This window comes from Janthinobacterium sp. SUN100 (assembly GCF_030397705.1).
Taxonomy (GTDB): domain Bacteria; phylum Pseudomonadota; class Gammaproteobacteria; order Burkholderiales; family Burkholderiaceae_D; genus Janthinobacterium; species Janthinobacterium kumbetense.
On record NZ_JAPUBU010000005.1, the window covers coordinates 408,956 to 433,954 of the forward strand.

The 24,999-nt window shown below is 63.3% G+C and carries 23 protein-coding genes; 11 read left to right on the forward strand and 12 right to left on the reverse strand.

The window, feature by feature from the left end:
* Positions 1 to 7 precede the first annotated feature (7 nt).
* The 8 genes from cmk (at position 8) to O0881_RS24800 (ending at position 7,825) form a co-directional block, all read left to right on the forward strand.
* Positions 8 to 676 (forward strand): (d)CMP kinase, encoded by a 669-nt coding sequence (cmk, locus tag O0881_RS24765; protein ID WP_251349951.1) that lies wholly within the window; start codon positions 8 to 10, stop codon positions 674 to 676.
* 141 nt (positions 677 to 817) lie between these two features.
* Positions 818 to 2,530, forward strand: a complete 1,713-nt coding sequence (gene rpsA / locus O0881_RS24770) for a 30S ribosomal protein S1 (RefSeq protein WP_071650172.1) — start codon at positions 818 to 820, stop codon at positions 2,528 to 2,530.
* Between the two features lie 17 nt (positions 2,531 to 2,547).
* Entirely contained in the window at positions 2,548 to 2,853 is a 306-nt protein-coding gene (locus O0881_RS24775) for an integration host factor subunit beta (RefSeq protein WP_008446215.1), read from the forward strand.
* 124 nt (positions 2,854 to 2,977) lie between these two features.
* Positions 2,978 to 3,280: a LapA family protein gene (locus O0881_RS24780; RefSeq protein ID WP_077400759.1), complete on the forward strand. Its 303-nt coding sequence runs from the start codon at positions 2,978 to 2,980 to the stop codon at positions 3,278 to 3,280.
* Between the two features lie 46 nt (positions 3,281 to 3,326).
* Positions 3,327 to 4,502 (forward strand): lipopolysaccharide assembly protein LapB, encoded by a 1,176-nt coding sequence (gene lapB / locus O0881_RS24785; RefSeq protein WP_077400762.1) that lies wholly within the window; start codon positions 3,327 to 3,329, stop codon positions 4,500 to 4,502.
* 139 nt (positions 4,503 to 4,641) lie between these two features.
* Entirely contained in the window at positions 4,642 to 6,009 is a 1,368-nt protein-coding gene (locus O0881_RS24790; protein WP_099665144.1) for a UDP-glucose/GDP-mannose dehydrogenase family protein, read from the forward strand.
* On the forward strand, positions 6,006 to 6,959 hold the full coding sequence (gene rfaE1, locus O0881_RS24795) for a D-glycero-beta-D-manno-heptose-7-phosphate kinase (RefSeq protein WP_077400769.1): 954 nt from the start codon (positions 6,006 to 6,008) through the stop codon (positions 6,957 to 6,959). Before O0881_RS24790 ends, rfaE1 begins: the two co-directional genes overlap by 4 nt.
* Positions 6,960 to 7,123: 164 nt before the next feature.
* Positions 7,124 to 7,825, forward strand: coding sequence for a helix-hairpin-helix domain-containing protein (locus tag O0881_RS24800; RefSeq protein WP_289913454.1), 702 nt, complete (start codon positions 7,124 to 7,126; stop codon positions 7,823 to 7,825).
* A gap of 86 nt (positions 7,826 to 7,911) precedes the next feature.
* Here the strand turns inward: O0881_RS24800 and O0881_RS24805 are convergent, their stop codons facing one another.
* The 4 genes from O0881_RS24805 to O0881_RS24820 form a co-directional block, all read right to left on the reverse strand.
* Entirely contained in the window at positions 7,912 to 8,757 is an 846-nt protein-coding gene (locus O0881_RS24805) for a sterol desaturase family protein (protein WP_289913455.1), read from the reverse strand.
* Positions 8,758 to 8,834: 77 nt separating this feature from the next.
* Entirely contained in the window at positions 8,835 to 9,593 is a 759-nt protein-coding gene (locus O0881_RS24810; RefSeq protein ID WP_289913456.1) for a PEPxxWA-CTERM sorting domain-containing protein, read from the reverse strand.
* 230 nt (positions 9,594 to 9,823) lie between these two features.
* Positions 9,824 to 11,389, reverse strand: coding sequence for a phospholipase D family protein (locus O0881_RS24815; protein ID WP_289913457.1), 1,566 nt, complete (start codon positions 11,387 to 11,389; stop codon positions 9,824 to 9,826).
* Positions 11,390 to 11,514: 125 nt separating this feature from the next.
* Complete coding sequence (locus tag O0881_RS24820) at positions 11,515 to 13,284, reverse strand: FAD-dependent oxidoreductase (RefSeq protein ID WP_289913458.1); 1,770 nt, start codon at positions 13,282 to 13,284, stop codon at positions 11,515 to 11,517.
* A 252-nt stretch (positions 13,285 to 13,536) separates the two neighbouring features.
* Here O0881_RS24820 and cysM point away from each other — a divergent pair, with 252 nt between their 5' ends.
* The gene (gene cysM, locus O0881_RS24825) at positions 13,537 to 14,439 is read left to right on the forward strand and encodes a cysteine synthase CysM (protein WP_035825682.1); all 903 of its coding nucleotides are present in this window, start codon (positions 13,537 to 13,539) and stop codon (positions 14,437 to 14,439) included.
* A 100-nt stretch (positions 14,440 to 14,539) separates the two neighbouring features.
* Here the strand turns inward: cysM and O0881_RS24830 are convergent, their stop codons facing one another.
* From O0881_RS24830 to O0881_RS24850, 5 genes are all read right to left on the reverse strand, one after another.
* Positions 14,540 to 14,872 (reverse strand): hypothetical protein, encoded by a 333-nt coding sequence (locus O0881_RS24830; RefSeq protein WP_034751784.1) that lies wholly within the window; start codon positions 14,870 to 14,872, stop codon positions 14,540 to 14,542.
* Positions 14,873 to 15,310: 438 nt separating this feature from the next.
* Positions 15,311 to 16,471, reverse strand: coding sequence for a lytic murein transglycosylase B (gene mltB / locus O0881_RS24835; protein ID WP_289913460.1), 1,161 nt, complete (start codon positions 16,469 to 16,471; stop codon positions 15,311 to 15,313).
* Between the two features lie 8 nt (positions 16,472 to 16,479).
* The gene (locus O0881_RS24840) at positions 16,480 to 18,501 is read right to left on the reverse strand and encodes a DUF3488 and transglutaminase-like domain-containing protein (RefSeq protein ID WP_289913461.1); all 2,022 of its coding nucleotides are present in this window, start codon (positions 18,499 to 18,501) and stop codon (positions 16,480 to 16,482) included.
* Positions 18,498 to 19,496 carry a DUF58 domain-containing protein gene (locus O0881_RS24845; protein ID WP_289913462.1) on the reverse strand — a complete coding sequence of 333 codons (999 nt, stop codon included), beginning with the start codon at positions 19,494 to 19,496 and terminating at the stop codon, positions 18,498 to 18,500. The genes O0881_RS24840 and O0881_RS24845 overlap by 4 nt, the downstream gene beginning before the upstream one ends.
* A gap of 5 nt (positions 19,497 to 19,501) precedes the next feature.
* Positions 19,502 to 20,410 carry an AAA family ATPase gene (locus O0881_RS24850; protein ID WP_251349961.1) on the reverse strand — a complete coding sequence of 303 codons (909 nt, stop codon included), beginning with the start codon at positions 20,408 to 20,410 and terminating at the stop codon, positions 19,502 to 19,504.
* Between the two features lie 244 nt (positions 20,411 to 20,654).
* On the opposite strand from O0881_RS24850, the gene O0881_RS24855 reads away from it, so the two are divergent.
* Entirely contained in the window at positions 20,655 to 21,581 is a 927-nt protein-coding gene (locus O0881_RS24855; RefSeq protein ID WP_289913463.1) for a histone deacetylase family protein, read from the forward strand.
* A gap of 13 nt (positions 21,582 to 21,594) precedes the next feature.
* Here the strand turns inward: O0881_RS24855 and O0881_RS24860 are convergent, their stop codons facing one another.
* A complete protein-coding gene (locus O0881_RS24860; RefSeq protein WP_143451364.1) occupies positions 21,595 to 21,981 on the reverse strand; it encodes a hypothetical protein in 387 nt (128 codons plus the stop codon).
* Between the two features lie 169 nt (positions 21,982 to 22,150).
* Positions 22,151 to 22,948: a hypothetical protein gene (locus tag O0881_RS24865; protein WP_289913464.1), complete on the reverse strand. Its 798-nt coding sequence runs from the start codon at positions 22,946 to 22,948 to the stop codon at positions 22,151 to 22,153.
* Positions 22,949 to 23,148: 200 nt separating this feature from the next.
* Here O0881_RS24865 and ylqF point away from each other — a divergent pair, with 200 nt between their 5' ends.
* A complete protein-coding gene (ylqF, locus tag O0881_RS24870; protein ID WP_083411975.1) occupies positions 23,149 to 24,096 on the forward strand; it encodes a ribosome biogenesis GTPase YlqF in 948 nt (315 codons plus the stop codon).
* A gap of 69 nt (positions 24,097 to 24,165) precedes the next feature.
* Here the strand turns inward: ylqF and O0881_RS24875 are convergent, their stop codons facing one another.
* Positions 24,166 to 24,969 (reverse strand): class III extradiol ring-cleavage dioxygenase, encoded by an 804-nt coding sequence (locus tag O0881_RS24875; RefSeq protein ID WP_289913465.1) that lies wholly within the window; start codon positions 24,967 to 24,969, stop codon positions 24,166 to 24,168.
* Between the last annotated feature and the right edge of the window lie 30 nt (positions 24,970 to 24,999).

Sequence of the window (24,999 nt, forward strand, 5' to 3'; positions counted from 1 at the left end):
CAACACTATGCCGACCTCCCACATCCCAGTCATCGCCATCGACGGCCCCACCGCTTCCGGCAAGGGCACGGTGGCGCACCGCGTGGCCGACAAGCTGGGCTTTCATTACTTGGACTCGGGCGCGCTGTACCGCCTGACGGCCTTGAGCGCGCTGCGCCGCGGCACGGACTTGCGCGACGAGCACGCGCTGGCCAAGCTGGCCGAACACTTGCCCTGTCATTTTGCGGGCGGCGAGATCCTGCTGGCGCATGAAAATGTCACGGAGCAGATCCGTGCCGAAGAAGTGGGGAATACGGCGTCGAAAATTGCCGTATTGCCAACGGTTCGCCATGCCTTGGTCGGTTTGCAGCTGGGCTTTCGCAAGACGCCGGGCCTGGTGGCCGATGGGCGCGATATGGGCACGGTGATCTTCCCGCATGCCCCATTGAAGGTGTTCCTGACCGCCAGCGTCGAGGCGCGCGCGCAACGGCGCTACAAGCAATTGATAGACAAGGGTTTTTCTGCTAATATGGAAGACCTTCTGATGGATTTGCAGGCGCGGGACGAACGTGATACTCACCGTGCGATTGCGCCGCTGGTCCCCGCGGAAGGGGCGCATGTCCTCGATACCTCGGCCATGACGGCAGATGATGCCGTTGAAACCGTGTTGAAATGGTATGCCGCAGTTGCAAAATAAGCAGCAAAATAGCGTGTATTGATGTGTAGTGCGTGCTATGTGGTGCCCGTTGACGGCTCCTGGCCTGTCCGGGTGTGTCAAAAACCTAACCCAGTTTAAGTCGCATCGTGCGATCTCTGCTGGATAACCTGTGTGAACCCTATGTCTACTGTTACAACTAACGAATCTACCGGTATGGAAAGTTTTGCTGCGCTCTTCGAGGAATCGTTGTCGCGTCAAGATATGCGCTCCGGCGAAGTTATTTCCGCTGAAGTCGTGCGCCTCGACCACAATTTCGTGATCGTGAACGCCGGCCTCAAATCCGAAGCATTCATCCCTGTCGAAGAATTCAAGAACGACCACGGCGAACTGGAAGTCAAAGTTGGTGACTTCGTTTCCGTGGCGATCGAATCGCTGGAAAACGGTTTCGGCGATACCATCCTGTCGCGCGATAAAGCCAAGCGTCTGGCTTCGTGGCTGGCTCTGGAAAAAGCGATGGAATCGGGCGAAATCGTCGTCGGTACCGTCAATGGTAAAGTCAAAGGCGGTCTGACCGTGTTGACCAACGGCATCCGCGCATTCCTGCCGGGCTCGCTGGTTGATACCCGTCCTGTCAAAGACACCACCCCATTCGAAGGCAAAACCCTCGAATTCAAAGTGATCAAGCTGGATCGCAAGCGTAACAACGTGGTTCTGTCCCGCCGCGCCGTCATCGAAGCTTCGATGGGCGAAGAGCGTCAGAAACTGATGGAAACGCTGAAAGAAGGCACGGTCGTGACCGGCGTCGTCAAAAATATCACCGACTACGGCGCGTTCGTGGATCTGGGCGGTATCGATGGCCTGCTGCACATCACCGACCTGGCATGGCGCCGTGTACGTCACCCGTCGGAAGTTCTGACGGTTGGCCAGGAAATCACCGCCAAAGTCCTGAAATACGATCAAGAGAAAAACCGTGTTTCGCTGGGCGTGAAACAACTGGGCGACGATCCTTGGACCGGTCTGTCCCGTCGTTACCCACAAAGCACCCGTCTGTTCGGTAAAGTAACGAACCTGACCGACTACGGCGCGTTCGTTGAAGTGGAACAGGGTATCGAAGGTCTGGTACACGTTTCCGAAATGGACTGGACGAACAAAAACGTTGCTCCTAACAAAGTTGTCCAACTGGGCGACGAAGTAGAAGTGATGGTTCTGGAAATCGACGAAGAGCGTCGTCGTATCTCGCTGGGCATGAAACAGTGCAAAGCGAACCCATGGGACGACTTCGGTGTTACCCATAAGAAAGGTGACAAAGTCCGCGGCGCGATCAAATCGATCACCGACTTCGGCGTGTTCATCGGCCTGGCCGGCAACATCGACGGTCTGGTGCACCTGTCCGACCTGTCCTGGACCGAAACCGGCGAAGAAGCCGTGCGTCGCTTCAAGAAAGGTGACGAACTGGAAGCCATCGTTCTGGCCATCGACGTTGAGCGCGAGCGCGTTTCCCTGGGCGTCAAGCAACTGGAAGGTGACCCATTCAACAACTTCGCAGCCATGAACGACAAAGGCTCGCTGGTAACCGGTACCGTTAAATCGGTTGAGCCTAAAGGCGCCGTGATCCAACTGTCCGAAGAAGTTGAAGGCTACCTGCGCGCTTCCGAAATCTCGCGCGACCGCGTTGAAGATGCTGGTACGCACCTGAAAGTCGGCGACACCGTCGAAGCAATGGTGTTGAACATCGACCGCAAAGCCCGTGGTATCCAACTGTCGATCAAAGCGAAAGACAATGTTGAAACCCAGGAAGCCATGCAGAAGATGGCAGCTACCGACAACAACGCAGCTTCGGGCACCACCAGCCTGGGCGCCTTGTTGAAAGCTAAGTTCGATAACAAGAACTAAGACTGCGGATACGGCAGATGACAAAGTCCGAGCTGATCAACCGCCTCGCTGAGCGTTATTCTCAGCTGGTGGCGAAAGATGCGGAGTATGCCGTCAAGACCATTCTCGATGCGATGACCAACGCCCTGGCGACCGGTCAGCGTATCGAGATCCGCGGTTTTGGCAGTTTTGCCCTGAACAGCAGGCCCCCGCGCATCGGCCGCAACCCGAAATCCGGCGACAAGGTGATGGTTCCCGAAAAACGGGTACCCCACTTCAAGCCGGGCAAACAGTTGCGCGAGCGGGTGGACGCGATGGTCGGACAACCGATCATCGAGGATTAATCGTCTGCTGGAAGGCGACACAAAGAGCGGCGTCCTTGGATGCCGCTTTTTTTTGTTAATATGTTCTAAGTTTATGCCCTGTCGGCATTCACACCACCTTGTGTAGCTTTCTTTGGACCTATCGATGAAAATCATCTCCACCATCGTTGGCTGTGTTCTCTTCGTCCTGTTCTTCAGTTTTGCGCTGAAGAATGCGCAGGTTGTCGATCTGCATGTTTTCCTCAATTATGAAATTCGCGGCCCCCTGGTTCTGATGCTGCTGGGCTTTTTTGTCGCCGGCGCCAGCCTGGGCGTACTGGCCTTGACGCCGACCGTGTTCCGTCACCGCCGCGAAGCGAGCAAGCAAAAAACCACCATTGCCGCGCTGCAGACCGTTGGCGTGGCCAGCAATGTCCAGCCGCAACCGGACAGCGTGAGCGCGCAGTAAGCGGCGCCATCGCTCCTATCTCTCTTACTCGAATAAAAACAATCGCATGGATTTTGAACTCTGGTGGCTCTTGGGTATCCCCGTGTTTTTCGCGCTGGGCTGGATTGCCGCGCGTGTTGACATTCATCAACTGGTGTCCGAATCGCGCAGCCTGCCGCGCAATTACTTCAAGGGCTTGAATTTCCTGCTCAATGAGCAGCATGACAAGGCCATCGATGCCTTCATCGAAGTCGTCAAGCTGGACCCGGAATCGGCCGATATGCACTTTGCTCTGGGTAACCTGTTCCGCCGCCGCGGCGAGACGGAGCGCGCCATCCGCGTGCACCAGAACTTGCTGGCGCGCCCGGACTTGCCGCTGGAGCAGCAAGGCCATGCTGCCTATGAGCTGGGCATGGATTACCTGAAGGCGGGTCTGCTGGACCGCGCCGAAGAAACCTTCAACAGCCTGGTCGACACGCAATATGCGGCCCAGGCGCGGCGCGCGCTGCTGGAAATCTACCAGCGCGAAAAGGAATGGCCACGCGCCATCGAAGCGGCCGTGGGCTTGCAGGAATCGGGCGCCGGCGCGCGCCAGAAGGAAATCGCCCAGTTCTATTGCGAACTGGCGCATGACGCGCTGGTGCACATGAAGCCGGACGAAGCCATGCCGCTGCTGGAAAAAGCCTTGCAGACGGACCGCAAGAGCGTGCGCGCCACCATCCTGACGGGCGACGTGCTGCTGGCGCGCGGCGACGTGGAAGGCGCGCTGACCACCTGGCGCCGCGTGGAGCAGCAAAGCGTGCCGCACGTGGCCCTGGTGGCGCAGCGCCTGATGGATGGTTATACCAAGCTGGGCCGTCCACAGGAAGGCGTCAACCTGCTGCGCTCCTATCTGGAAGAGGCGTCGTCGATCGACTTGATCGAAGTCGTCTTCAAGGCCGTCATCGAGCTCGACGGCGTGGAAGCGGCGAAACAGCTGGTTAGCGCCGAGCTGCGCCGCACGCCGACTTTGCTGGGCCTGGATAAACTGCTGGAAGCGCGCATGATGGATGCGCCGGCCGCCATCTGGTCGGAGCTGTCGATGGTGAAAAACCTCGTGCACGGCTACACGCAGAAGCTGGCCCGCTACCAATGCAGCCACTGCGGCTTCAAGGCGCGCCAGTTCTATTGGCATTGCCCGGGCTGCAATAAGTGGGAAACCTATCCGCCGCGTCGCACGGAAGAACTCAACGTCATGAATTAGTCGTGCCCAGCACAGGGCTCATGGCTGCGTTGCAGCGCCTCGCCGTACTATTCGTACTGTCTTCGGCGCCGCGCCTTGCCCTGAACCCTGTGCTGTGCACTTGCAGGTCAGATACCCATATTACAAATACGGCACAACCATGAAAATCACCATTATCGGCACGGGCTATGTGGGCCTCGTGACGGGCGCCTGCCTGGCGGAGCTGGGCAATGACGTCTTTTGCCTCGACCTCGACGTACAGAAGGTCGCCTTGCTCAACAGCGGCGGCATCCCCATCCATGAGCCGGGCCTGGAAGAAGTCGTGGCGCGCAACCGCGCCGCCGGCCGCATGACCTTTTCCACCGACGTCGAGGCTGCCGCCGCGCACGGCGTGATGCAATTCATCGCCGTCGGCACGCCGCCCGATGAAGACGGCTCGGCCGACCTGCAATACGTGCTGGCCGCCGCGCGCGGCATCGGCAAGTACATGACGGACTTCAAGGTCATCGTCGACAAGTCCACCGTGCCCGTCGGCACGGCCGAAAAAGTGCGCGCCGCCATCCAGGGCGAACTCGATGCGCGCGGCGTGGCCGCCACGTTCTCGGTGGCGTCGAATCCGGAATTCCTCAAGGAAGGCGCGGCCGTCGAAGACTTCATGCGCCCTGACCGCATCGTCATCGGCGTCGACGCCACGCCGGACGGTGAACGCGCGCGCGAATTGCTGAAAAGCCTGTACGCGCCGTTCAACCGCAACCACGAGCGCACCTACTGGATGGACGTGCGCTCGGCCGAATTCACGAAATATGCGGCCAACGCCATGCTGGCCACGCGCATCTCGTTCATGAATGAGCTGGCGAACCTGGCCGACAAGGTGGGCGTCGATATCGAAGCCGTGCGCCACGGCATCGGTTCCGACCCGCGCATCGGCCACAGCTTCCTGTATGCCGGTTGCGGCTACGGTGGTTCCTGCTTCCCGAAAGACGTGCAGGCGCTCGAGCGCACGGCGCGCGGCCACGGCCAGGAATTGCTGATCCTGCGCGCCGTCGAAGCCGTCAACGACCAGCAAAAGCAGGTGCTGGGCCGCAAAGTGGTCGCTCGCTTCGGCGAAGACTTGACGGGCCGGCATTTTGCCGTCTGGGGCCTGGCCTTCAAACCGAATACGGACGACATGCGCGAAGCGTCGGCCCGCGTGCTGCTGGCCGACTTGCTGGGGCGCGGCGCCACCGTGGCCGTGTACGACCCCGTCGCCATGGCCGAGGCGCGCCGCGTGCTGCAACTGGACTTGACGCCGGAGCAACTGGCCAAGGTGCGCTTTGCCGACAGTCCGAAGGATGCGCTGCAGGACGCCGATGCGCTGGTCATCGTGACCGAATGGAAAGCCTTCCGCAGCCCCGACTTCGAGCAGGTCAAGGCGCGCCTGAAGCAGGCCGTCGTCTTTGACGGGCGCAACCTGTTCGAGCCGGCCGTCATGGCCGAGAATGGCATCGAATACCACGGGATCGGCCGCTCGATCCTGACGCGCGCATGAGCGCCCAAGAGGTGGTCGCCTTGACGGCGCCGGCCGCGTTGGCCCAGGTACGCCTGCTGGTGGTGGGCGATGTGATGCTGGACCGCTACTGGTTCGGCGACGTCAGCCGTATTTCGCCGGAAGCGCCCGTGCCCATCGTGCGCATCGAGAAGCGCGAGGAACGCCTGGGTGGCGCGGCCAACGTGGCGCGCAACGCGGCTGCGCTGGGCGCGAAGACGAGCTTGCTCGGCGTGGTGGGCGATGACGAGGCCGGCAGCCAGGTCGAGCGCCTGCTCGAAGGCGGCGGCATCCACAGCTATCTGCAGCGCGATGCAGCCATTTCCACCATCATCAAGCTGCGTGTGATCGGCCGCCAGCAGCAGATGCTGCGCATCGATTTCGAGGATGCGCCCAGCGATACGGTGCTGCGCGACAAGCTGGCGCAGTTCAACGCGCTGCTGCCCCATTACGATGTGGTGATCCTGTCCGACTACGCCAAGGGCAGCCTGGTGAACGTGGCCGAGATGATCAAGGCGGCCCGGGCCGCCGGCAAGATCGTCATGGTCGACCCGAAAGGCGATGATTTCAGCCGCTATTCAGGTGCGTCAGTGCTTACTCCGAACAAGTCCGAACTGCGCCGCGTGATCGGCAGCTGGAATACGGAGGAGCAACTCACGGAGCGCGCGCAGCAGATGCGCGCGCAACTGGGCCTGGACGCCTTGCTGCTGACCCGTTCCGAAGAAGGCATGAGCTTGTACACGGCCGATGAGGTGCTGCACATGCCGACCGATGCGCGCGAAGTGTTCGACGTCTCGGGCGCCGGCGACACGGTGATCGCCACCATGGCAGCCATGCTGGGGGCCGGCATGGCCCTGGGCGACGCCGTGCGCACGGCCAACCGCGCCGGCGGCATCGTCGTCGGCAAGCTGGGCACGGCCACCGTCACCCGCGACGAGCTGTTTTCGCAGTAATATGTGATATCGCCTGCGCCGGATCGTTTGATCTGGCGCAGGTTTTCCCGCAGTTCCGCAGTCCCATCTTGTCAACCGTATCACGCTACAGCCGTTAAGCCGTTAAGGCGCTGTTCCTCCCTTGCGTTCGAGTCATCTTGAAACCACATCACGGAGAGATACCCATGTTCAAAAAAATACTGCTGGCCATCGCCACCCTGATCGCGACGATGGGCTTTGCCTTTGCCCAGGTCGATGTCAACAAGGCGGACCAGGCGGCACTCGACAGCGTCAAGGGCATCGGCCCCGTCACGTCGAAAGCCATCGTCGATGAGCGCGCCAAGGGCGGTGCCTTCAAGGATTGGGCCGATTTCGAAAGCCGCGTAAAAGGTATCGGCCCGAAAAGTTCCGTGAAACTGTCGGAAGCGGGCTTGCAAGTGAATGGCCAGGCCAAGTCCGGCGCGCCGGCGGCGCCGGCGGCGAAAGCTGCTCCGGCAAAAAAGGAAGCTGCTGTGAAGGAAGCTGCAGCGAAAGAAGCCGCACCGAAGCCAGCTGCTGCGACCGACACCGCTGCGGCACCAGCCAAGTCGGGCGCTGAAGCGAAGAAGGAAGCGGCTGCCGCCAAGAAAGAAGCCAAGGCCGCTGCCGCTGCCGCCAAGAAGGAAGCCGCCGCCAAGGCAGTGCCTGCTGCTGCGCCGGCTCCCGCTGCTGCCGCGGCCGATGCCGCCCCTGTGAAAACGGCTGCCGAAACGAAGAAGGAAGCTGCTGCTGCGAAGAAAGCAGCAACGGCGGCCAAGAAAGAAGCCAAGGCTGCGGAAGCGGCTGCGAAGAAGGAAGCCAAACTGGCTGCTGCCGACGCGAAGAAGGCAGAAGCCGAGAAAAAGTAAGCGTGTTGCTGTAAAGCGTGTTGCGTGGTGGTGCCGCGCAGCACGAGAAGAAAACCCCGCGTGGTACCGGCCGCGTGGGGTTTTTTTTATTCCGCGGCCGGAACTTCCCGCTTGTCGGTGGGCCGGAATGGCGCAGCCAGTTGCCCTGCCAGCGTCTTCGGCATGTGCGCCTCGATGCCGCAGGCGGCTGGCCAGGCGCGCGGCAAGTGATGGGTGCCGAACACCCGGTCCAGCACGGGCAGGGTCGACGCATAGTTGCGGTTGATGTGTTCGAACTTGCTGTGGTGCCAGTGGTGGAAGGCGGGCGTGGCCACCAGCCATTCCAGCGGGCCGAAGCGCCAGCGCAGGTTGGCGTGGATGAAGAAACCCCAGACGGTGCCGATCAGCAGCAAGAGCACGGGTGCCGCGCTGCCTGCCGCGCCGGGGCCGGCCAGCCCCAGCAGATACAGCGGTGTCAGGCCGAACAGGCGCGTGACGACCATGTCGATGGGATGGGTGCGCGTATTGGCGAGGAAATACAGCTGTTCCGTGCTGTGGTGCACGGCATGGTAGCGCCACAGCCATGGAATTTCATGGCTGAGTCTATGCCCCCAGTAAGTGCCGACTTCGCCGATCAGCAAGCCCAGCAGAAGCTTGCCCCACAGGGGCAGGGTAGACAAGGTGGCGGGGATGGCGTCCGGCAACAGGTGCTGGCCGGCGACGGCGAGCAGGGCCAGCGGCGCGGCCAGCACGGCGGCCGGCAGCAGGCTGCTGATGAAATAAAAGCCCAGGTCGCTGAACAGTTCCGTGCGGGAGCGCCCTGCGTGGCGTTCGCCGAACAAGCGCTCGAGCGGCACGAAGATCACGGCCAGCAGCACCAGCCACAGGCTCAGGCGCAGCACATCGACGGCGATGCCGGGCAGGTGGGTTTGCAGGGTGTGCAGCAGGCTCATTTCATTCCATCAGGTAAGAAACAAAAAAATCCGGACAAGGCTGGGCTGGTCCGGATTCTGTCACGCGCGCTGGCGGCTCAGACTGCTACAGCAGCCTTGCGGCGGCGCGCCATGAACCCCAGAAGGCCCAGGCCGCCGATCAGCATGCCCCAGGTCGATGGTTCCGGCACGGCCGACACCAGCGACACGCCGTCGAGCAGCATGAATGGCGGCGCGCCGGACGGGCTGCCCTTGGCCATGAACGACAGCAATTCGCTGCTGTTGGCGGCCGTGAAGGTCATGCTGGCCTGGTGCCAGCCCGTGAAACCCTGGCTGACGTTGGCCAGGGACGCCGTCTGCTGTTTGCTGTTGCCCAGCGACACATCCCAGTAATTGACCAGGTTATCGCCACGGAAGCCCACTTGCTGGGCCGCGCCGTAGGAAAAGCTCAGGGTGTACGCCTGGCCGGGGATCAGGCCGCTGACTTGCTGCGTGACGGGGCCGGGAAAGTAATCCCAGTCGGCCGCCAGCACATTGCCGCCCGTCGGGCTGGCGCCCAGGCCGTTTTGCGGGCCGTGGCCGCTGTACGAATTCGGACCCCACAAGGCCAGCGTCGTCGCGGCGTTGGTGTCGTCGATGTTGTTGCCGTTCAAGACGAAGTTATAGCCTTTGCTGGACCAGTCGCTCAGGTAGGTGCGGTCCGCGCGCGCGTACGTGCCTTCGTTCAGCTGTTTCGAGGTGCCGTTGCTGGTCAGTTCGAAATCGCCATTCTTGACCAGGTTGGTCGTGGCGGCCTGGGCGGTGGTGACGCACAGGGAAGCGGCGGCCAGCACCAGCAAGGTAGATGTTTTACGCATGATAAAGCTCCAAAAGTGACAGGGTAGTGTTGCAGTCTGTCGGCGAGCTTTTGGCCAACGTTTATTCAATCGCGGAAGGGGCGAGAAAGGTACTTCAGGGACAGCAGTGGTGTCCCGTTGCAACGATTATAGCAGCGTTTGGCAAAACGGCATCTAACATGTCTCGAAAACAACAAATATTTTTAGATGGCAATCTTGCCAGGATTAAAGTTTTTACATGCCGCGCACGCCTACAGATGCGATTCGATCGGCAGCCAGCGCATCACGGATACCAGCGTGCGGCGCCAGAAGCCTGCTTCGGGATCGTGCGTCCACACCTTGGCGGGCTCTTCGGTAGCGTCGGACCAGCGCAGGGCGCCGTTGTCGAGGAACACGCGGTAGCTGGTGTCGCTGGCCGTCGAATGCTGGAACAGCGCGCGCATGTCGGCCGCCAGCGCGGCATCGTCGAACAGCACGCCCATTTCCGTATTCAGCTGGGCCGAGCGGGGATCGAGGTTGAAGGAGCCGACGAAACCCCGCTGGCTATCCACCACGACGGCCTTGGTATGCAGGCTGGCGCGGCTCGACCCCATCAGGCTGATGCGCTTGCGGTGCAGGGTCTTCAATTCATACAGCTCGATGCCGCCGCCCAGCAGCGCCTGGCGGTAGCGCGCATAGCCCGCATGCACGAGGGCCACGTCGGTGGCGGCCAGCGAGTTGGTCAGCACCTGGACCTGGACGCCGGCGGCAACCTTTTTACCCAGGGTCTGCGTCAGTTCCGCGCCGGGCACGAAGTATGGCGAGGTCAGCAGTGCTTCCTGGCGCGCGTCCGTCAGCAGCGGCAGCAAGCTGTGCATGAGCCAGTGCTCGCTGCGCTGCAAACTGGCCACGGGCGCAGCTTTTTCCGGCGGGTCCGACAATACTTGCACGTGCGTGCTCCAGTGCAGGCGCAGGCGGCCATCGAGGTGGGCTTGCAGCTGGCCCGCATCGGTCAGCTGGCGCAGGTAGGGCGAGGCACCCAGTTCACCGGTCAGCGCGTCGAGGCGGGCGCGCACGGCCTGCAATTCGGGAGCGCCCGCGTTCTTGCCGGCGTGCAAGGCGCTGATGGGAATGACGGCGCGGCTGTTCCAGAAGCGGTCGAAGATGTCGCTCGTCTGCTGCACGGCGGGTCCCACCAGCAGCAAGTCGGCATCCTGGAAATTGACTTGTTCTGCGGCATCAAAGTATTCATCGCCGATATTGCGCCCGCCGACGAGGGCGACCCTGCCGTCGACGATCCAGGCCTTGTTGTGCATGCGCCGGTTCAGGCTGACGGCGCGCAAGGCCATTTCCATGGCGCGCAACCAGATGCCGTCGCGGTTGCGGCCCGGATTGAAGATGCGCACGTCGATCAGCGGGTGGCTGTCGAGCGCCAGGATGGCGGCGTCCTGGCCCCGCGCGTTGATATCGTCGAGCAACACGCGCACGCGCACGCCACGGTCGGCCGCGCGCAGCAGTTCGCGCACGAGCAGGCGTCCCGTGACGTCGTTATGCCAGATGTAGTATTGCAGGTCGATGCTGCGGCCCGCTTCGCGCGCGCTCAGGGCGCGCAGGGCGAACGCTTCCAGGTTGTCGTCGATCAGCGCCGTGCCGCTGTGGCCCGGGCGTTGCCCCAGTTGCGGCGCCAGCACGCGGTCGAGCAGGGTGGCGTCCGCCGCCACGGGCAAGGCCATCCCTGGCGCACCCAGCGACCGCTCGGCGAAACGCCCGTAGCTGTACAGGGCAGCGATGCTGAGCACGGCAAACAAGGTGGCCAGCAGCAACAGTTTGATGAGCATGCGGCGCACCGTCAGCGGACCGCGGGCATGTTGCGGCGCGAGGAAAGCTTGGCGGTGTGGGGCATGCGGACTCTTTCAGCTGGATGGCAACAGCCGATTGTAGCAGTTTCTACAATGCACGATTTTCAGGCGGAGCCAGCCGGCAGCCGCGCCAGGAAGCCGTGAATCTGCGACACCACGGCCGCCCCTTCACCGACGGCGGCGGCCACGCGCTTGGTGGAGCCGGCCCGCACGTCGCCGATGGCGAACACGCCCGGCACGCTCGTTTCCAGGGCGGCCCGCTCGGGCAAGTCCGGCGGCGGGTAGGCTAAATGCGCTGCGTGGCCGTGCGCGCGGCATTCGGCGCGCGTGACGTCGAAGCCCGTGCGGATGAAGCCCTGTTCATCGACGGCCACGGCGCAGTCGTGCAGCCAGTCGGTGTTCGGATCGGCGCCGACGAAGAGAAACACGCGGCGCACGGCGCAAGCGGCTTCCTCGCCCGTGCGGTTGTTGCGCCAGCGCACCTCCGTCAAGCCATCGTCGTCGCCTTCGAGGGCGATGATTTCCGTGTGCGTGTGCAGGGTGATGTTGGGCGTGGCGGCGATGCGCTCGATCAAATAGCTCGACATGCTGGCCGCCAGCCCTTCGCCGCGGATCACCATGTGGACCTTGGCGGCATGGCCGGAGAGAAACACGGCCGCCTGGCCGGCCGAATTGCCGCCGCCGACCAGGATGATCTCTTCCTGCCGGCACAGCTTGGCTTCGATGGGCGAGGCCCAGTAATACACGCCCCGTCCTTCATACGTTTTCAGGTTGGCCAGCGAGGGGCGGCGATAGCGCGCGCCGCACGACAGCACCACCGTGCGGGCCCGCACCTGCGTGCCGTCGCACAGGTTGACGCGCAGGGGCCAGGTGTCGCACAGCAAGTTGGCCGCGCTGGCCGGCGTGGCGATTTCGACGCCGAATTTTTGCGCCTGCACATAGGCGCGCCCCGCCAAGGCGCGGCCAGAGATGCCGGTGGGAAAGCCCAAATAATTTTCGATGCGCGCGCTGGCGCCCGCCTGGCCGCCATACGCGCGCTGTTCCAGCGCCAGCACGGTGAGGCCTTCTGAAGCCGCATACACGGCCGTGGCCAGGCCGGCCGGGCCGGCGCCCACCACCAGCACGTCAAAAATCTTGTCGCCGGACAAATCGGGCAGCATGCCCAGGCAGCGCCCCAGCTCCGCATTGCCGGGATTCTTCATGATCTTGCCGTCCGGACAGACCACCAGCGGCCATTCCTGCGGCGTGGGTTGGTAGCGCCCGGCCAGCGCGGCGGCGGCCGCATCCGTGGCCGGATCGAGAACCGTGTGCGGATGGCCATTGCTAGACAGAAAACTTTGCAGGTGGAACAGATTGCCGTTGCCGCGCGGCCCCACCAGCACGGGGCCGCCCGAGTTGGATTCGATCAGCGCCACGCGGCGCAGAATCAGGGCGCGCACGATGCGTTCGCCCATCTCCGCCTCGGCCACGATCAGCGCGCGCAAGGATTCCGAGCTGATGTCGAGCAATTCCACGGCGCCCACGGCGCTGCCGTTGACGAGGGTGGGGCGGCCGGACAATTGCGCCACTTCGGCAATGAAGTGGCCGACGCCCACTTCGCGCAGCTGCGACACCTGCCCCAGCACTTCGTGACGCTTGATGCTGACCCGCCCGGACAATATTACCAGCATGCCGAAGCTGCTGCTGCCCGCCTCGAACAGCGTATCGCCATCGGCAAAGCGCCGCCGCGTGCCATAGCGCTGCAAGCGCTGCAGTTCGAGCGCGGTGAAGACGGGCGAGATCTGGTGGCTGCGGCCCTGCAAGTCGAGCGTGGCAAACTGGACGGGATCGTCCTGCGTCGTTTCGGGAATGAATTCGGGTGTGTTGCTGGCCATGGCGAGTCCGTTCGGAGGCTGAATAAGCAAATAACAAAAATAACTAACAGTGGCGAGTCTAGCGCATGCGGCGCGCGCCTGCCGCAATCACCCTTGTACACGCCCGGAAACGGCAGCGCGGCAGGCGCCGTGCGGCATGCGGCGGCGCATCCGGACGCGCACGCAGGCCCGGATGCAGGCGCCGATGAGCGATACGCCACCCAGCATCTCATATTAGAATGGGTTTTTGTTGAATCTACTCAAACAGACACGATGGCTTACAAGACACTTGAAGATACGATAGGCAATACCCCGCTGGTGCAGCTGACGCGCTTGCCGGGTGCCGATGCGCTTGCGCGCAACAACGTCATCCTTGGCAAGCTGGAGGGCAATAATCCGGCCGGCTCCGTGAAGGATCGCGCCGCCATGTCCATGCTCAAGCGCGCTGAAGAGCGCGGCGTCATCAAGCCGGGCGATACCCTGATCGAGGCGACCAGCGGCAATACGGGCATCGCGCTGGCCATGGCCGCCGCCTTGCGCGGCTACAAGATGCTGCTCCTGATGCCCGATAACCTGAGCGTGGAGCGCCGCCAGAGCATGGCCGCCTACGGCGCCGACATCCTGTTGACGCCGAAGACGGGCGGCATGGAATATGCGCGCGACCTGGCCGAGCAGATGCAGAAGGATGGCCGTGGCGTGATCCTCGACCAGTTCGCCAACGAAGACAATTCGCGCGCCCACTATGAAAGCACGGGGCCGGAAATCTGGCGCGATACCAATGGCCAAGTCACGCATTTCGTCAGCGCCATGGGCACGACGGGCACCATCATGGGCGTGTCGCGCTATTTGAAGGAGCAGAATCCCGCCATCCAGATCATCGGCGCCCAGCCCGAGGAAGGTTCGCAGATTCCCGGCATCCGCAAGTGGCCGGAAGCGTACTTGCCGAAAATCTATGACAAGTCGCGCGTGGACCAGGTGGAATACGTGAGCCAGGGCGTGGCCGAACGCATGGCGCGCAGCCTGGCGGCGGAAGAGGGCTTGTTCTGCGGCATCTCGGCTGCCGGCGCGTGCGAAATCGCGCTGCGCATCTCGCAAACAGTGGAAAACGCGACGATCGTGTTCGTCGTCTGCGACCGTGGCGACCGCTATCTGTCGACCGGCGTGTTTCCTGCTTGATAGTTGATACGGGAAAATAATATCGGCCAGAACGGCCTGAGAACTGCTGGAAATACCCCCTCCCCATGGCGGGGAGGGAAAACCTGCGCAACTGGCAGGATCAGCCTTGTGGCGTTTCGCCTTCTTTTGGCTTGAATTGCTTGTCGCTGATGCGGAATTTGTTGCGGCGGTCACCCATCAGGTAACGCAGGTCGCGGATGCTCAGGTCGCTGACTTCGTGCATGCGGATCAGCAGCGATGCGCCGACCGGCAGGCGGTGGTGGCGGATTTTGCTGATGACTGGCGGTGCTACTTCCAGCGCGCGGGACAGGGCTGCGTCGTTTTTCAGGCGCAGGTTTTCGATCAGGGTATCGAGCAATCTGTTTGGGTTGTATTGAAGCAGATCGTCGGAGTCCGAATCGCTGTTCATATCAATGCCGACTTGGTTTGTCATGATGTTATTGTTCCTTCTGTAGTTGCACTGCAAAGTAAAAAACACTCGGAGCTCGCTCTTGCTGCGTTCATGTTCATTCTTTACTAAAAGGAACGAATTCACACACGGTACGATCCGGGATACAGTTTTTCGTAATATATACACAATTGTACAACAGGATTCAATTTCAGGCCGGAAAGCCCAGTAATCTTGCTTTGTACAAAATAGGTGTTGTCTTGTTGCAACACCTATTTATTCTTTATTATGCTCTATGATAGAACAAAAATTGTACTTTGACAAAAGTTAAGTATAAAACCATTTCCGTATTCCGTGCCGCACAAAGGCTGGCGAGCAAGGCTGGCACATGTTATCGGCCCTACCATAGACTTGTTTTCTGGTCGCTTCAACATCCCTTACGCTTTCTTACAAGTAATATTATAACTTTACACCGACTTTCAGTTAGCGTGCGCGCACTTGACTGATGGCCTTGCCCAAGTCGATCACTGACATGGCATAAAAATAACTTCTGTTGTACTGAGTTATAGCAAAGAAGTTATTGGTTGCCAAGTGATACTCAGTTGCTTCTGAACCATTTTGCAGATCGATCAGGCCGAACAACATGTTCTGCGGCGTGGACGGGCCAGCGCTCACGCCGGCCTCCTGCAATTCCGCCAGCCGGTACTTGGCTTGCAAGCCCTGGCCGATGAATTTTTCCCAGGCGCGGCTGGCCGAAACGGTGACGGGATAGGTGCTGATGGCCGGATCGTCGCGCCGCCAGCCGTGCTCGACGAGGAAATGCGCGACACTGCCGATGGCGTCGGCCGTGGAATTGCGCAGGTCGATGTGACTATCGCCATCGAAGTCCACCGCATATTTCATGATGCTGCTAGGCATGAACTGGGGCAAGCCGATGGCGCCCGCATACGAGCCGAGCAGGGTCAAGGGATCGATGCCATCCTTGCGCGCGTACAGCAGCGCGTTTTCCAGTTCCCCCTTGAAAAACTCCATGCGTGCGGCGCGGGTCGGGCTTTCCGGATAGGAAAACGCCAGGGTGGTCAGCGCGTCGAGCACGCGGAAGCGGCCCGTGTTGCGTCCGTACACCGTTTCCACGCCGATGATGCCGACGATGATTTCGGCCGGCACGCCATACTCGCGTTCGGCGCGCGCCAGCGCTTCCGCATTTTCTTCCCAGAATTTCACGCCCGCATTGATGCGCACCGGCTCGATGAAGCGGGCGCTGTACGCTTGCCAGTTCTTCGGCTTGCCCGGCGGAGCCGGCTTCATCAGTTGCACGGTCGATTCGACATAGCGCACCTTGCCGATCAGGGTATCGAGTTCGGCGCGGTTAAAGCCATGCTTGGCGGACATGTCGTCGAGGAAGGCGCGTACTTCTTTCCAGTTGGCATAGTCGACAAATTCGCCCTCGAAGTCGAATTTCGCCGGTGCTTTCTTCGCCGCCGGCTTGCCGGTGACCTTCTTGACGGGCTGGGCCTTGGCCGCGCGCACGGCACGGGCGCGGTCGGCGTCGGAAATATTGCTGTTTTCGCCTGCGTGCGCGGTGGACAGGCACAGGGGAAGGGAGAGGAGCAGGGACAGGGCGGAGGTTTTGATCGGTAACAAGGAGCGTCTCATCGGCATTGGGTTAACAGGCGGCGCAAGCTGCGCCGCGCGCGGAGTTGTTCGTCTGGGTTGGCATTACCATACTTCATCGCGGCATAGATTGCCAGAAACTGTGCGATGGCGGCGTGCGCTTCTTGTGTGGCCTTGCCTGCGGCCAATCTGGCAGCATAACCGTGCGGGCCTTCATGCGGCGCACGGCTGTAGCCGCGCCGCGCCTGCCGCTGGCAAAACTGCGCGTACAGGGCGTCGAGCGGATCGCCTTGTCGCGCCTGCCGCCACCAGACCAGTGCGCCGGCCAGGGAGGACAGCAGGGCCAGTACGGCGCAAGCGACTGCCAGTTTCTTTGCCGGCACATTTTTCAAGCCATCGAGCATGGCGCGCCGGCGTTGCGGCGTGGTGTCGAGCACCCAGCTGCTCCAGGCTTGCTCGGCTTGCTGCCATTGCTGGCGCCACGCGGCCAGCGCTCCGTGCGCGCCGCCGTCGAGGCCGGCCAGGGCGCGCCATGCCGTCAGCGGCGACGGGGCCGGCGGCAGGGCGGCATCGAGGTTGCGCTCCGTGCGCAGGGGCGCGACGGCGCTGGTGGGATCGACGCGCACCCAGCCCCGGCCCGCCAGCCACACTTCGCTCCAAGCATGGGCGTCGGACTGGCGCACGCTCAGGCTGTTGTCCGTCGCGCCATGCAGGCCGCCCTGGTAACCCGTGACGACGCGCGCGGGAACGCCCATGGCGCGCATCAGCACGACAAAGCTGCCCGCGTAATGTTCGCAAAAGCCCGCTTGCGTGGCAAACAGGAAGTCGTCGACGCCATGCTTGCCCAGCAGCGGCGGCTGCAGGGTGTAGCGGAAGGGCGCGCGGCGGAAGTGATCGAGCACGGCGGCGATGGCGTCGGCGGGCGCCAGCGCCTGCGCGCCATGGCCGCGCAATGCGCGGGCCCAGGCCACGCTGCGCGGATTGCTGCCGGCAGGCAATGCCAGCCAGGGCTGCTGCTGGACAAAAGTCAGGCTGGCCTGCAAGCGGTAGCGGGGTTGGGAACTGACGCGGTAACGGACGGTCGAAGTAATGGGCTGTATGGTCAGCACTTCCAGCGCGGACGACACGACATACGGATTGCCGGGCAAGCGTTCGATGCTGCGCGGCACGTCGAGCGCGAAGATGCGCCGCTGGCCGCTCGCTTGCAACGTCACTTCGTACTGGCTGGGCTGGCCTTCCAGGGCGATGTCTATCCGGCTGTCGCTGGCAGGCGTGCGCTGGCCAGCGCCCCTGCGCGTCCAGGTGGCGCCGTCGAAGTCGCCCAGCACCACGCCGCGCCAATACAGCTGGTCTTGCGGCGGGAGCGGGGTGCTGAAACGGGCTGTGAAGACGGGTTCGCTTGACAGGGCCAGCGAGGCGATGGCGCCCGGCCGCATGCTGTCGGACAAGCCCGTGCGCGCCTGCGTGCCTTCTGGTGCCGCGCCCCACAGGGGGCCGTCAACGCGTGGCACGGCAAGAAACATCACGGCCGACAGGGGGAGGGCCAGCGCCAGCATGCGCCCCAGCAAGCCCAGCCTGTGCGCCAGCCGCGGTTGCACGGCGCCATACTGGGACGACAGCAGGCCGGCCAGCAGGACGATGACGGTGGCCAGCATCCAGGCGGCGCTGACGATGCCTTGCGCATGAAAGAAGTTCGCCAACAGGAGGAAAAAACTGAGGAAGACAAACACGAAGATGTCGCGCCGGCCATGCATTTCCAGCGATTTCAAGGCCAGCAGCAAGGCCAGCATGGCCACGCCCGCATCGCGTCCCAGCACGGTGCCGTAGCTGACATAGACGGCGGCGATGCCGAGCAAGGCCAGCGGCGCGAGCACGGCCAGCCGCGGCTGGCGCCGGCCCCGCACGGTGATGAAGGCACGCCACAGCAGGGGCGCGGCGGCGGCGGCCGACAGCCATGGGGGCAGGTGCAGCGCGTGCGGCGCCAGCACCATGGCGGCGGCCAGCAACAGCAGCAGGATGTCGGCCTTGTCGCGCGACAAGTTAGCTAGCCATTGCCTCATGCCATGGCCTCATCCTGTGGCAAATCGTGCAGGGCCAGCGCGCGCAGGCAGGCGTCGCGCTGGCTGGCGCCCAGGGCCGGCGCCACGGTCAGCGTACCCAGGCGCAAGTCGTATGGCAGGCCCGTGCGTTCCGCCTGCAGCACCCAGGCGGCCAGGCGCGACAATCGCGCTTCAGGCGCCAGCGCGTGCAGGGCGGCGTGCTCGAGCACGATGCTGTCAGGGGCGACTCCCGTTGGCGCGTCGGCGGCTGGCTGGAATTGCTTGCTGAATAAATGCTCGCCGTCATGGCGGGCGATCTGGCGCCAGGCCAGGCGCCGCAAGGGGTCGCCCGCTTGGTAGGCGCGCACGCCCGCCAGTTCCACTGCCAGTTCCAGGGCGCCATCGGACGTGTGTGGCCGTGCTTTCTGTCGTGTCTGCTGTACCGTGCCGGCCGCCAAGGGCAGCGGCGGCGCGTTCTGCTCGGGTTGCGGATACACGAGCACGCGCGCTTCGGGTTGCCAATGGCACCAGGCGATAAACAGGCCCAGCGGGAAACTGCCGGACAGGCGCAGCGGCGGGGCAATCACCCATCCGCGTTGCCGCGCCGCAACGACGATGGTGACGGCCGTTTCCCCGTGGGCGGCGATGTCGACCGGGCCGGGCGCCGCCGCCGAATCGCGCATGGCCAGGTGGATCGCATGGCGCGGGCGGGCGCTGCGGTTGATCAGGCGCAAGGTGAACGTGGCCTGGCTGCCCGCGAACACGGGATTGCCCGGCGTGGCGGCCAACGCCAGGCCCGCCAGGTTACGGCTGGCAAACAGCATGTCGGCGATGGCGCAGGCGGCCGCGAAACAGGTCAGCGCGTAGCCCAGGCCCAGGCGGTAGTTGACGGCGGCGATCCACAGTGCCAGCAGCAGCGCGGCAAAGGCCAGGCCCGCGCGCGAGGGACGGATGTGCACGCGCTGCGCACCCAGCCAGGGGCGCGCCGGCAGCCAGCGGATGGTGCGCAGGCGCACGGCTGTCAGACGGGTGTCGCCAGCAGCAATTGCTGCAGCAGCATGCGGCTGTCCGTGACCCCTTGCGCGGCGTGCAGGCGGTGGGCGCAGACGGGAATGAGTACGGCTTGCACATCGTCGGGCGTGACGTGGTCGCGTCCGGCCAGGGCGGCCCAGGCGCGCGCCGCCTGCAGCAAGGCCAGCGCGGCGCGCGGGCTCAGGCCATCGGCAAACACGCCCGGCACGCGGGTGGCATGCACGAGGGACAGCACGTAGTCGACGACGGCAGGTGAGGCGTGGATGGCGCGCAGGCCCGCTTGCGCCTGCAGCAATTCTTCCGCGTTCATGACGGCCGGCAAGGTTTGCAGCATGGCGCGGCGGTCGGCGCCCAGCAGCAGTTCCCGTTCGGCGGCCGCATCGGGGTAGCCCAGGGTGACGCACATGAGAAAACGGTCGAGCTGCGATTCGGGCAGCGGGAAGGTGCCCAGCTGGTGCGCGCAGTTTTGCGTGGCGATGACGAAAAACGGCTGCGGCAGCGCGCGCGTGACGCCATCGAGCGTCACTTGCCGCTCTTCCATCGCTTCCAGCAAGCCCGATTGCGTCTTCGGCGTGGCGCGGTTGATTTCGTCGGCCAGCAGCACCTGGGTAAACAGGGGGCCAGGATGAAAGATGAAACTGCCACTGCCCCGGTCATACACGCTCATGCCGGCCACGTCGGCGGGCAGCAGGTCGCTGGTAAATTGCTGGCGCTTCCATTGCAGGCCCAGCGAGATGGCCAGCGCGTGCGCCAGGGTCGTCTTGCCCACGCCGGGCACGTCCTCGATCAGCAGGTGGCCGCCGGCCAGCACGCAGGCGAGGGTCTGGCGGATCTGTAACTGTTTGCCGACGAGAACTTCGCCGATCTGCTGTGCGGCCTGGTGTATTTTCGAAAACATGCTATTTCTATCACAGTAAGACGGATTATTTAATTTACAATCGCTTTGGCCAGGTCAAACCGCGCCGCCCGCCGCCTGCGCGCTCGTGGTAGATTAGCGTGACAGCAAAGGCGGCAAGGGCGGCACAGACCAGCCAGTGATTTTATGCGAGAACGGGCCAGGCAGGCAGGAATGCTCTGCAGTGATTCCGGCATGCGTTCCCGGTATGGATAGAGAGCAGAGACAGAGGTAACCAGTACAGCGCATGAGCACAGCCATTTATACCCATCCCGATTGCCAGCGCCACGAAATGGGCGACTGGCATCCCGAATCGCCGGCCCGCTTGCAGGCCATCAACGATCAATTGATCCTGGCGCACATCAGCGACCTGGTCGAGCACCGCGACGGCGTGCGCGCGCAATTGTCCGATATCGAGCGCAACCACAGCGCCACGGCCATCGGCCTCGTGCGCGACAACGTGCCGCCCGCGGGCGACTATTACCCGCTCGACGGCGACACCCTGCTTAACGCGCACAGCTACGACGCGGCGCTGGCCGCCGCTGGCTCGGCCGTGGCAGCCACGGACGCCGTCATCGACGGCGAGATCAACAACGCCTTTTGCGCGATCCGCCCGCCCGGCCACCATGCGCGGCCCAGCGAGCCCATGGGTTTTTGCCTGTTCAATAACGTCGCCATCGCCGCCAAGCATGCGCTCGACGTGCGAGGGCTCGAACGGGTCGCCATCGTCGACTTTGACGTACATCATGGAAATGGCACGGCCGAATCCGTGGCGCACGATCCGCGCATCCTGATGGTCAGCTTTTTCCAGCACCCGTTCTATCCGTACAGCGACGTGGAATCGTACACGGACACGCGCGTCAACGTGCCCGTGCCGGCCCGCTCGAAAGGCGACGCCGTGCGCCAGCTGGTGCTCGACCACTGGCTGCCCGCGCTGCACCGGCAGCAGCCGCAGATGATTTTCATTTCCGCCGGTTTCGACGCCCACCGCGAAGACGACGTGGGCGGCATGGGCCTGGTGGAGGCCGACTACACGTGGATGACGCAGCAAATGATGGCCGTGGCCAATCAGTATGGCAAGGGCCGCATCGTCAGTTGCCTCGAAGGGGGCTACAACCTGTCGTCGCTGGGCCGCAGCGTGGCCGCGCACGTGAAGGCGCTGGCGGAGCTGTAAGGGGGAGCTTGAACTACAGCAGGCTGGGGCGGCTGCGGGAATTCGTGTGGCGGTGCGTCTGGTAGTCGAGCGCGTCGCCAGCCATGAAGCGGCGCCAGGCTTGCGTGTAGACGAGCGATGATTTATCCGCGTCAAAACTGTCGAGCTGTAACATGTCGCGGTGGTGCTTGATTTCATTGACCAATTGGTCATACAGCACTTGCAAGCCATAGCTGTCGGCGCTCTGGCGCTTCAGGCGCTCTTCCAGCTGCGCCACTTGCCCCTGCAATTGCCGGCATTCCTTCTTCCACTGCAACAGGCTGCCATTGCGCGGCACGCGCTTGGCCGCCGCCTTGGCCGGGCGTGCGCTGCCACGTTCGCATTCCACGTGTGCCGCTGGCGCCTTGCCAGTGTGTTCCATCACCATATCGAGCCATCCCTATCGCCTATCTCCCTGCATCCGGCGCTAGCCAGCCTGGAAAATAATTGCTTTTCATTTAAGAGGCGATATTAGAACATACTTCTTTATTTCTTTCAGTAAATATAAGAATCCATATGGAAATATTTGACCTGGCTGCGCGGGCGGCGCCTTACTGGCGCTGCGCTGCCTGCGAGGGCGCTGCCGGGGCGGCTCCCGCCATTTTTCCGTCGTCGGCGTAGGTCAGGGTCAGCAGGGTATTGTCGTCCCAGTTCAGGTCATGCAGGGGCGGCACGAAGCGTTGCCGGTCTTGCGTGACGCGGATGTCCAGCGTGCGCTCGCCCGAGCGCGCCTGCACGGCAAGCAGCTTGCGCACCACGGGAAACGGCACGTGGATCAGCGACGAGTGGCACGGCCCGCCTGCCAGGCGGAACAGGTTGCGCCGGACAAAGGACAACTCATCCTGCTCGACGGCCCAGCGGATTTCGCATTCCAGGCGCAGGTCGCCCAGGCGGCGCACGTTCTGGGGCAGGCCCGGCGTATGGATGTCGGCGCGCCAGCGCAGGGTGTCGCGCTTCTTGTTGCTGACCAGATCGGCATTCGCATCGTAGGCGGTCTTGTCGCGCGACAAGGTGAAGCCACCGTCCGCCGCCAGCGGCACGGGGATGGACAGGTTGTCGGCCAACAGATGCAGTGTCACGCCGTCGAGCCTGGCCTGCGGCGTGGCGGGAATCAGCATGAAGCGCAGCGGCGCGCCCGGCGCCAGGCGCTGGTGGTCGGCATACGCATCGAGTCCCTTGAGCATGGTGCGGTAGGGGCGCAGGTCGGGATCGCGCGTGCTTTGCACGTCGACAATCTGCTGCATTTCCTGGCTTGCCGCATCGCCCCGCGCCGCCGCTTGTTCCTGGGCCATGGCGGGCAGCAGGCTGGCATAAAGGGAGGCGAGGAGGCAAAAGCGGGGAAAGTGCATGGATTGCGTGCCAGGTTAAGCTTGCGATGGGAAACCGTCCAGGCTGGACGGACTGCGAATCTTATCATTCATGTAACTGCCAAATTATCACCAATTGTCTCGTTCGTGTCGCACGGCTGGCGTTGGCGGCGGAAAATGGGACGTCGTGGCGGCAACCACGTAAAATAGCGGATTGACCGAACGATTTTGAAAGCAAGAGCATGGCGATACAATGGTACCCAGGACACATGAACGCGGCCCGCAAGAAAGCGGCCGAGACCATGGAAAACACCGATCTGGTGATTGAAGTGGTGGACGCGCGCCTGCCGGCAGCCAGCTGCAATCCCATGGTGGACGAGCTGCGCCTGTTCCGCCAGCGCCCTTGCCTGAAGATCCTCAACAAGACCGACCTGGCCGATCCTGCCGCCACTGCCGCCTGGGTGGCCTATTTCAATGCCCAGGAAGGCGTGACCGCATATGCGATGACGACCAAGAAGCCGGGCGACGTGGCGCGCATCCCGGAACTGGCGAAATCGCTGGCGCCGCACCGCGGCGTGCCGACGAAACCGCTGCGCATCATGATCATGGGCATTCCCAACGTGGGCAAGTCGACCCTGATGAACGCGCTGCTGAAAAAGCGCGTGGCCAAGGTGGGCGACGAGCCGGCCGTCACCAAGATGCAGCAAAAGTTGTACCTGGACAAGAACACGATTTTGGTCGACACGCCCGGCATGCTGTGGCCGAAGATCGCCATCCCCAGCGACGGCCTGATGCTGGCGGCCAGCCACGCCATCGGCTCGAATGCGCTGATCGAAGAGGAAGTGGCCGTGTTCCTGGCCGAGGAATTGCTCAAGCGCTATCCGGACTTGCTGGCGGCCCGCTACGGCACCAAGGTCGATGAAGTCGACGCCATCGGCGTGGTCGAGGGCATCGCCGCCAAGCGCGGCTTCCGCATCAAGGGCGGCGACTACGATTTCGAGAAAGCCTCGCATACCCTGCTGCTCGACTACCGCAGCGGCATCCTGGGACGCATTTCGCTGGAAACGCCGGACACGCGCGCGGCCCTGCTGGCCCAGCACGCGGCCGAGATGGCGGAAAAAGCGGCCAAGGCGGCGGAAATCGCCGCCGAGAAGGCCAGGAATGCGGCGCGCGGCAAGCGCGGCACGTAAGTTACCGCTTCACCATGCAAAAAGCGCCGCGACAGCAATGTCGCGGCGCTTTTTTCATGCGCTGGCCGATTAGCCGAATTTGAAGCTGGTCACGGCCAGCGCGCCAAAGAAATCCTCCTCGTGGTACACCACGTGCGCTGCTTCCTGCTCGGCCGCGCCCAGCGCCACCATCAGCGGCAGCAGATGGTCTTCCTGCGGATGGGCCTGGCGCGCGCCCGGCGCCTGGTCCCAGGCCAGCAACTGCTCCAGCCTTTGTTCTGGCGGCAGGGCCATGGCCTGGCGCAGCCAGGCGTCGAACTGGTGCGAGGCGACGGCGCCCGCCTGGCCGAACTGGCGCAGGTTGTGATAACTGAGGCCGCTGCCGAGTATCAGCACGCCCTGGCGGCGCAGGCTGGCCAGCGCGCGGCCCACCTCGACGTGCGTGAGCGGGTCGTAGCCGTGTTTCAGCGACAGCTGCACCAGCGGCATGTCCGCCTGCGGGTAGATGGGGAACAGGGCGCTGAAGGTGCCGTGGTCGAAACCCCGCTCGTGGTCCAGGCGTGCCGGATGGCCGGCCGCGTCGAGCAACTGTTTGACTTGCGACGCCAGTTCCGGCGCGCCCGGCGCCGGGTACTGGATCTGGTACGTATGCGGCGGAAAGCCAGAATAGTCGTAGATCATGCCCGGACGGGGGCTGGCCGAAACGAGGAATTGCGGCCCTTCCCAGTGCGCCGTGACGACCAGCACGGCCTTGGGACGCGCGCCGACCTGGCGCGGGATATCCTGCAGCGACGCTTCCAGCACGTCGTAGCGGCCGCCGAACTGGTCTTTCATGAACGGCCACGGGCCGCCGCCGTGCGACAGGAAGTAGGTGGGGAAGGTGTGCTCTTGCATGGCGGCTCCTGGTGGGAATGGCTAACGATG

Bases quoted from the DNA above. Each gene is read 5' to 3' on its own strand.
- cmk (WP_251349951.1), top strand. From the start codon at position 8: ATGCCGACCTCCCACATCCCAGTCATCGCCATCGACGGCCCCACCGCT.
- rpsA (WP_071650172.1), top strand. From the start codon at position 818: ATGTCTACTGTTACAACTAACGAATCTACCGGTATGGAAAGTTTTGCT.
- O0881_RS24775 (WP_008446215.1), top strand. From the start codon at position 2,548: ATGACAAAGTCCGAGCTGATCAACCGCCTCGCTGAGCGTTATTCTCAG.
- O0881_RS24780 (WP_077400759.1), top strand. From the start codon at position 2,978: ATGAAAATCATCTCCACCATCGTTGGCTGTGTTCTCTTCGTCCTGTTC.
- lapB (WP_077400762.1), top strand. From the start codon at position 3,327: ATGGATTTTGAACTCTGGTGGCTCTTGGGTATCCCCGTGTTTTTCGCG.
- O0881_RS24790 (WP_099665144.1), top strand. From the start codon at position 4,642: ATGAAAATCACCATTATCGGCACGGGCTATGTGGGCCTCGTGACGGGC.
- rfaE1 (WP_077400769.1), top strand. From the start codon at position 6,006: ATGAGCGCCCAAGAGGTGGTCGCCTTGACGGCGCCGGCCGCGTTGGCC.
- O0881_RS24800 (WP_289913454.1), top strand. From the start codon at position 7,124: ATGTTCAAAAAAATACTGCTGGCCATCGCCACCCTGATCGCGACGATG.
- O0881_RS24805 (WP_289913455.1), bottom strand. From the start codon at position 8,757: ATGAGCCTGCTGCACACCCTGCAAACCCACCTGCCCGGCATCGCCGTC.
- O0881_RS24810 (WP_289913456.1), bottom strand. From the start codon at position 9,593: ATGCGTAAAACATCTACCTTGCTGGTGCTGGCCGCCGCTTCCCTGTGC.
- O0881_RS24815 (WP_289913457.1), bottom strand. From the start codon at position 11,389: ATGCTCATCAAACTGTTGCTGCTGGCCACCTTGTTTGCCGTGCTCAGC.
- O0881_RS24820 (WP_289913458.1), bottom strand. From the start codon at position 13,284: ATGGCCAGCAACACACCCGAATTCATTCCCGAAACGACGCAGGACGAT.
- cysM (WP_035825682.1), top strand. From the start codon at position 13,537: ATGGCTTACAAGACACTTGAAGATACGATAGGCAATACCCCGCTGGTG.
- O0881_RS24830 (WP_034751784.1), bottom strand. From the start codon at position 14,872: ATGACAAACCAAGTCGGCATTGATATGAACAGCGATTCGGACTCCGAC.
- O0881_RS24840 (WP_289913461.1), bottom strand. From the start codon at position 18,501: ATGAGGCAATGGCTAGCTAACTTGTCGCGCGACAAGGCCGACATCCTG.
- O0881_RS24850 (WP_251349961.1), bottom strand. From the start codon at position 20,410: ATGTTTTCGAAAATACACCAGGCCGCACAGCAGATCGGCGAAGTTCTC.
- O0881_RS24855 (WP_289913463.1), top strand. From the start codon at position 20,655: ATGAGCACAGCCATTTATACCCATCCCGATTGCCAGCGCCACGAAATG.
- O0881_RS24860 (WP_143451364.1), bottom strand. From the start codon at position 21,981: ATGGAACACACTGGCAAGGCGCCAGCGGCACACGTGGAATGCGAACGT.
- O0881_RS24865 (WP_289913464.1), bottom strand. From the start codon at position 22,948: ATGCACTTTCCCCGCTTTTGCCTCCTCGCCTCCCTTTATGCCAGCCTG.
- ylqF (WP_083411975.1), top strand. From the start codon at position 23,149: ATGGCGATACAATGGTACCCAGGACACATGAACGCGGCCCGCAAGAAA.
- O0881_RS24875 (WP_289913465.1), bottom strand. From the start codon at position 24,969: ATGCAAGAGCACACCTTCCCCACCTACTTCCTGTCGCACGGCGGCGGC.